The organism is Gemmatimonadaceae bacterium, from assembly GCA_035633115.1.
Taxonomy (GTDB): Bacteria; Gemmatimonadota; Gemmatimonadetes; order Gemmatimonadales; family Gemmatimonadaceae; genus UBA4720.
On record DASQFN010000087.1, the window covers coordinates 1 to 2,970 of the forward strand.

Here is a 2,970-nt window from a genome sequence, read left to right on the forward strand (position 1 = left end):
ATTCAGGGAATCGCTCAGCATGAGCGTGTACGGCACGTAGATCGACGGCGCCGGCGGCTCATGGAGACCGACATTGGGTGTGTCGCCCACGACACCGACTATTTCGAACCAGCCGTCACTGCCGGGCGCCGCCAGTCTGAATGGGTTGGGTGGCTTGACGTAATCGGGCATTCGAACGCGCCGTCCGATCGCGGATTCGTCAGGCCACCACGCACGAGCCATCGTTTGGTTGACGACGGCGACGTGGGGCGTTCCACCGCTCTCTGAATCTGACCACACGCGGCCTCGAATGAGCGGGATCTTCATCGTCGCAAAGTAGTCACCGCTGATCCGTTGGACAATCGGTGCTTCGTCTTCGGACGCGTCCCGGCCGGGAACTTCGACCACCGACCGTTGGCCCGACTGCGGTGGTATCCCGCTGTAGGTGGCGAGCGCGACCGACTCGACCTGGGGCACCTCTGCCATGCGATCCCGGAGGCGCTCGTAAAACGTGGCGCGGCCGGCCCATTGCATGTACGTGTTCTCGGGAAGGTTGATCGTCGCGACGAACACGTCGTGCGGGTCGTAGCCAAGCGATGTCCGGTACAGACCGATGAGCACCCGGACAGCCGCACCAGTGCCCGCGAGGAGCAGCACCGTCAGCGCAATTTGAGCCGCGAGCAGGAGGTGATGCGCTCGTCGGCTTTCGACGCCGGCGGTCGTCCGGGCCATCGTCGTCAGGCGTGGGCGCGAAAACGACAAGGCCGGTGACAATCCACAAATCAGGGCCGACGCCATCGCAAGGCCCGCACTGAAGAGCAAGACCGGTACATTGACGGGCACAGCCATGAGGTTGCCGACCGGAACCGCATTGGGGGGCAAGAGCCTGAGCATAGCCGGCAGGCCCCAGTAGCCCACCGCAACGCCTAGTGCGGCGCCGCTAAATGCCATGAGCAGCGATTCCACGAGGAGCTGCCGAATCAACCGTCCACGACTTGCCCCTATGGCGGCTCGGACGGCGAACTCATGCGCTCGCGAGGTCCCGCGCGCCAACAGCAGGATGGACACGTTCGCGCAGGCGAGCAGGAGCAGCAACAGAGACGCCGCGAAGATCAACAGGAGGGTCGGCACAAAGCCGGCCGCCCTTCGTGTCTCCACCAGCGTTCGTACGAGGGGACGCACGTCCTTCGGAAAGCGTTGCGGAGCCTCTTTGGCAAATTGGTCGAAGAGCGGCTGGAGTCGCTGTTCGGCCATGCGTGGAGTCACGCCCCGCTTGAGACGGGCCTGGACACTCCACGCGAAGGTCGGATCGAAGGTCAGATGAAGGGGAACGAGAATCTCCGGACCCGTGTAAAAGTATTGACGTGGCAGCACGCCAATCACGGTGTAGGGTTCGCGGTTTGACGAGAAAGAGAGGGTCTGCCCCACGGCCTCAGGCCGCCCGCCGAAGTGTCGCTGCCAGAACCGATAGGTGAGCACGACGACCCGTTGGGGCTGCTCGCCCGCCGGCCCGTCCGCCTCATCAAAGACGCGTCCGAGGAGGGGCGGAACCCCGAGTACGTTCAAAGCGTTTGCTGAAAAATATTGGATGCCCACCGCTTCTGGCAGGCCCTGGCCGGTCAGGGTCATCCCCCAGGTGTCCAAGGCGAAGGCGCCGTCGAAGAGGTCGCTGTGTTGAAGGGCGACGAGTTGTCGAGCCGTGACAGACAGACCGCGCGGCGTGCCCTTGTCGATCACGCCAAGCGTGACGATCCGATTGATGTCCGCGAATGGGAAGGGATGCAGTAATGCCGCATTCACGATGCTAAACAGCCCGGTAGCGGCGGCAATCCCGACTGCCAGGGAGACGACAGCCGTCGCGGCGAAACCGGGGCTCCGGCGGAAGGTACGCGCCGCGTATCGGGTGTCACGCCAGAGCGCATCGAGTCTGGCGCCGGTACGTGCCTCCCGCGCGTGTTCCTTCACCTGCTGGATCCCGCCGATCGACGCGAGTGCTGTTCGACGCGCCTCTCGGGGCGTCATGCCCTCGACGATCCGTGCGTCGATCTCGTGCTGAAGGAATGATTCGAGCTCGGCATCGAGCACGCGGTCCCTAGAGCCGCCGCCAAACCAGCGCCGAGCCAGGGCGAGAAGTCGCGAGGCTTGGCGATTCATGCGCCCTCCAGCACTCTGGAGACCGCCATCGAAATGGCTTTCCAGTGGTCCTCTTCCTTCGCGAGCTGCCGCCGGCCAGACTTCGTGATGGTGTAGAACCGCGCCTTGCGGTTGTTCTCAGACACGCCCCATTCGCCGGCGATCCACCCATCCTCTTCAAGGCGTTGCAGGGCAGGGAACAGGCCTCCCGGTGTCACTTGAAACACGTTGTCAGTCAGCTCGCCCAGTCGCTTCATCAGGCCCCAGCCATGAATTGGACCTCGGGAGATGACGCGCAGAGTCAGCATGTCGAGCGTGCCGGAGGGGACATCTCTTCTGGCGGTCATCGAGTGGCTCCTGTCGTGGCGCGACAGAAGCTAGCACTGTTCCTATCGTGGGTCAACAGGAGTCCACCGAAAACCCTCCGAGTTCCCGACGATCGATGAGTTTAGGGGAGCTCCGCTTACTGAGCGGTGGGCGCAGGTGGTGGGCGCACCTCGTGATCACCCGCATGAACACTGATCGAATCATCCTCAGAAATCAGATCGAAGAGCTGATGGAAGTCCTGGAAAGTGCGCCGCGAACTACGTAGCTCGCCGCAGGACGCGTTCGCTGAATACTCCTTTCAAAGATTTGCCATCTCGGCGCCTCCCGAGGGCCGTCAGGAGTCGCTGCGTTTGGGTGTCATTTTGGGTGTCATTCGATTCGTAGACGGCGCAAACAGCAGCGAACCGGCGCAAGCCGTGGCAAACGGCCGCAAGGCCCCAAACCATTGCCCCGGGCCACGTTAGCTCGGAAACGCTTGATTCCATTGGCGTTCGGGAAAGCGGCTCGCGTGAATCCCTGCCTCCCAGCCAA

Annotated in this window: 2 protein-coding genes; both read right to left on the reverse strand. The window is 63.1% G+C overall.

Features of this window, described 5'->3' with window-relative positions; all coding sequences use genetic code 11:
* The coding region (locus tag VES88_11640; protein ID HYN82148.1) for an ABC transporter permease at positions 1 to 2,133 on the reverse strand (2,133 nt) is incomplete at its 3' end.
* Positions 2,130 to 2,459, reverse strand: coding sequence for a PadR family transcriptional regulator (locus VES88_11645; GenBank protein HYN82149.1), 330 nt, complete (start codon positions 2,457 to 2,459; stop codon positions 2,130 to 2,132). The genes VES88_11645 and VES88_11640, both read right to left, overlap by 4 nt.
* Between the last annotated feature and the right edge of the window lie 511 nt (positions 2,460 to 2,970).

What these genes read in the sequence shown, in the direction of transcription:
- VES88_11645 (HYN82149.1), bottom strand. Translation starts at nt 2,459, where the DNA reads ATGACCGCCAGAAGAGATGTCCCCTCCGGCACGCTCGACATGCTGACT.